This window comes from Sphingobium sp. ba1 (assembly GCF_000743655.1).
Classification (GTDB): domain Bacteria; phylum Pseudomonadota; class Alphaproteobacteria; order Sphingomonadales; family Sphingomonadaceae; genus Sphingobium.
The window spans coordinates 1-3,640 of the sequence record NZ_JPPQ01000073.1; the positions used below are offsets into that span (position 1 = coordinate 1).

3 protein-coding genes and 1 pseudogene are annotated in these 3,640 nt (G+C 67.6%); 2 read left to right on the forward strand and 2 right to left on the reverse strand.

Annotated features, from left to right (window positions below; all coding sequences use genetic code 11):
* A pseudogene (locus IL54_RS25515) lies at positions 1-99 on the forward strand (VOC family protein); the annotation flags it as partial.
* Positions 100-125: 26 nt separating this feature from the next.
* On the opposite strand, the gene astD reads toward IL54_RS25515, so the two are convergent.
* Together astD and IL54_RS19110 are read right to left on the reverse strand one after the other, a co-directional pair.
* The gene (astD, locus tag IL54_RS19105) at positions 126-1,532 is read right to left on the reverse strand and encodes a succinylglutamate-semialdehyde dehydrogenase (protein WP_037479567.1); all 1,407 of its coding nucleotides are present in this window, start codon (positions 1,530-1,532) and stop codon (positions 126-128) included.
* The gene (locus IL54_RS19110) at positions 1,529-2,545 is read right to left on the reverse strand and encodes a 2-oxoadipate dioxygenase/decarboxylase family protein (RefSeq protein ID WP_037479580.1); all 1,017 of its coding nucleotides are present in this window, start codon (positions 2,543-2,545) and stop codon (positions 1,529-1,531) included. Before IL54_RS19110 ends, astD begins: the two co-directional genes overlap by 4 nt.
* Positions 2,546-2,632: 87 nt before the next feature.
* Here IL54_RS19110 and gcvA point away from each other — a divergent pair, with 87 nt between their 5' ends.
* Entirely contained in the window at positions 2,633-3,526 is an 894-nt protein-coding gene (gcvA, locus tag IL54_RS19115; RefSeq protein WP_037479582.1) for a transcriptional regulator GcvA, read from the forward strand.
* Positions 3,527-3,640: the final 114 nt, after the last annotated feature.

Consider the following 3,640-nt stretch of genomic DNA (forward strand, 5'->3'; position numbering starts at 1 on the left):
CCGCCGGGCGTCCGTGAGAGCCCTTTTGGCAAATTATACCTTGCCTATCTGCGCGATCCCGCCGGTAATAAATTATGCGGGCTGCACCGCATCGGCTGATTGCGCTTGGGGCTTGTCGTGGCGGTTCAGGACAGGCCGGTCACTGGGACGGCCTGCACTGCCTCTGCCTCGAAACTGGCGATGGGATAGGCGCAATAATCGGCGGCATAATAGGCGCTCGGGCGGTGATTGCCCGACGCGCCCAGGCCGCCAAAGGGCATGTTGCCTGCCGCGCCGGTCGTCGGGCGATTGCGGTTGAGGACGCCCGCCCGGCTTTCCTCCACCATCCGCTGCCATAGCTGGTCATCCTGCGCAATCAGCCCCGCCGACAGGCCGAAGCTGGTCGCGTTGGCGGCGCGGATGGCGGCATCGAAGTCGGGCACCCGGACGATCGACAGGACGGGCGCGAAAATTTCCGCATCGGGCGTGTCCACGCCGGTCACGTCGAGCAAGGCGGGCGTGACGAAGGCGGCGCTGCGGCCCTCCACCCCGCCGAACGGACGGATGACCCGCGCGCCACGCGCGATCAGGTCGCTAACGGCGCGATGGGCACCAGCGGCGGCCGCGTCCGACACCAGCGGCCCCATGAACGCGTCGCCCGCTTCGTTCCAGGCGGCGATGGGCAAACGTGCGGCCATGGCATCGACCGCCTCGACGATCGCGTCGCCGGTCGCGCCTTCGGGCACGATCAGGCGGCGGGCGCAGGAGCAGCGCTGGCCGGTGGTGATGAAAGCGGAATTGACGATGATCGACGCGGCGGCCTCCGGGCTGTCCCAGGCGATCAGCGGATTGTTGCCGCCCAGTTCCAGCGCCATGATGACATGGGGCCGATCGACCAGCGCGCGGCGCAGGGCTGCGCCAGCGCCTGCCGATCCGGTGAACAGCAATCCGTCAATGTCGCCCGCGACCAATGCCTCGCCAGTGGCGCGTCCGCCCTGAACGACGGTCAGCAAGCCGTCCGGCAAGCCAGCAGCGGCCCAGGCATCGGCCATCGCCGCGCCGGTGGCAGGGGTGATTTCCGATGGCTTGAAGACGATGGCGTTGCCCGCGATCAGGGCGGGGACGATATGGCCGTTGGGCAAATGGCCGGGGAAATTATAGGGGCCAAGCACCGCCATCACGCCATGGCCGCGATGGCGCAGGACCGCGCGACCGAAAGGCATGGCGGCGGCGCGTTCGCCGGTGCGTTCGGCATGGGCGGCGATCGAGACATCGACCTTGGCGATCATCGACCCGATTTCAGCGTCGCTTTCCCACAATAGCTTGCCGGTTTCGCGCGAGATGAGTTCAGCCAGCGCAGCGCGCCGTTCGGCTAGAATGGCGGCATAGCGGCGCACGACGGCGACGCGATCCTCCACGGGCAGCGCGCGCCATTGGGGCAGGGCGGCGCGGGCGGTGGCGATCGCGCCATGGCAGGCGGCGGCATCGGCGACCGGGCCTTCCCAGACGAGGGCGCGCGAGGCGGGATCGAAGGATTGCAACATGGCGGTCATGCTCCTGCGCGCGTCATGGCGAAAATGCCGGTGGCGTTTCCGGTGTCGAAGGCGAGGTCGAGCTGACCTGTTGCCGGATCGATGTCGCGGCTGATGAACTCGAAGAAGGAGCCAGGGACGGCGCGGACCTGCCCATCGGCAAAGCTCCGCTCGACGCTGTCGGCGCGCAAGGCGGTCTGGCGCACGCGGCCGGTAGCGGAAATTTCCAGCCGGTCCTTGATCGGGTGGTCAGCGGCGCGCAGTCGATCGGCCAAGGCGGCGACATCGGCGACCCGGTCGGTGGCGTGGTTGAAGGCATTGCCCTCGGTCGCGATCCAGGCGGCTTCGTTGGAGCGGGAGAGCAGCAATTGATAGTCGGCAAAATCGGGCGCATCATGCTGACGGTCGAAGGCCGAGAGGATGGTGGGCAGCGCCGCCACGGCGTCGGCGAAGGAGACGGACCGGCCCGCCGCAAAATCGTCCAGCACCGCCAGCGCCTGCGCATCGAGCGGATCGCGCGAGGTGCCGAACAGGCGCGCGGCGGCATCGGCAAAGTCGGCATCGAAGCGGTCGACATGCAGTTCGGACAGGAAGAATTGCGGAATCGCGTCGGGATGGTCGGCATGGGTGTAGGCGCGGCCGGTCATTTTCAGCCGGTCGAGCGGATAGACGGTGGCCATGCGATAGCCGAGCGGCACGAAGATACGGGTGAAGGCGTCTTCGCCGCCGGGCAGCGCGCCGGTGGGGCCATCGGGCAGGCGGATGGTGCGGAGCGCGCCATGATCGAAGTTTACCCGGCGGCCCTGCGCCAGCGTGTCGGCGACATAAGCCGCACCGCTCGGCACGCGCCGCAACAGATTATCGAACAGCGAAACGTTCATAGCCATCGCGAAGGCGGCGCGCGTCACGGTGGGGCCGCGCTCGGCCAGCAGGGCAGGGGCGATGTGCAGCGCATCGAGCGCCTTTTGGCCGTCCATATCGCCCAGCACGGCTTTGGTCAGGGCGGCAATGACAGGTATATTCTCATTCGACATGGATAGGCTCCCGGTGACGCAGCCAGTATCGCAGGATAGGATGGGTGATGCAAACGGGGAGCCTTCATCAGTTGATGCGATTTTGGAATGAGTGAGGGGCGCAAATGGCTGCCGTCGATGACGGCGCTCGCCAGTTTCGAGGCGGCGGCGCGGCATGAAAGCTTCTCGCGCGCAGGCGACGAGATCGGCCTGACCCAGAGCGCGGTCAGTCGGCAGATCGCCTTGCTGGAGGAGCGGGTTCAGCGGCCGTTGTTCGACCGGATCGGGCGGCGGGTGCAACTCAATGAGGCCGGGCGCGCCTATGCCGTACAACTTGCGCCTGCGCTCGACGGCATCCGGCGCGCGACCCGCGCGGCGGCACAGCGGCGGGCGGGGTCTGCCTTGCGGATCGCGACGCTGCCCAGTTTCGGTATGCGCTGGCTAGCACCGCGCCTGCCGCATCTGAGCGCGAAGCATCCGCAACTGGTGGTGGATTTCGCGGCGCGCTCGGAACCGTTCGATTTCGCGCAGGAGGATTTCGACGCAGCGATCCATTTCGGCCTGCCGCAGGAATGGCCCGGCGTCGCGATGGATTTCCTGTTCCGTGAGGATGTCGTGCCGGTATGCGCGCCGGGCTGGCTGACGGTGCATCCGTTGCGTGCGCCCATCGACCTGCTGGATGCACCGCTGCTCAGCCAAAGTTCGCGGCGCGATGCCTGGCCGCGCTGGTTCGCGGCGGCGGGGGTGGACGCGGACGCGCTGCACCCCGGCCCGACATTCGAACATTTCCTGATGCTGGCGCAGGCGGCGGCGGCAGGCGCGGGTGTGGCGCTGATCCCCAGCTTCCTGATCCGGCCGGAACTGGATGCGGGGACGCTGGTCGTCCCCTTTGCCCGTCCGCTGTCGAGCGAGCGGGCCTATTATCTGGCCTATCCCGCCGATCCTCTGGCCAGCCCCGCCGTCGCGCAGTTTCGGGCGTGGATGCTGGCGCAGGTCGGGTAGGGCGCAGGGCTAACGTGCGTGAGGATGACCCATGGATGCTGTTCCCCGGCGAAGGTGTTGAGTTCCGTCTGATTAGCGAGGGCGTCGTTTGGGGACTGGTATTTGAGGCATCGC

Bases quoted from the DNA above. Each gene is read 5' to 3' on its own strand.
- astD (WP_037479567.1), bottom strand. From the start codon at position 1,532: ATGACCGCCATGTTGCAATCCTTCGATCCCGCCTCGCGCGCCCTCGTC.
- IL54_RS19110 (WP_037479580.1), bottom strand. From the start codon at position 2,545: ATGTCGAATGAGAATATACCTGTCATTGCCGCCCTGACCAAAGCCGTG.
- gcvA (WP_037479582.1), top strand. From the start codon at position 2,633: ATGAGTGAGGGGCGCAAATGGCTGCCGTCGATGACGGCGCTCGCCAGT.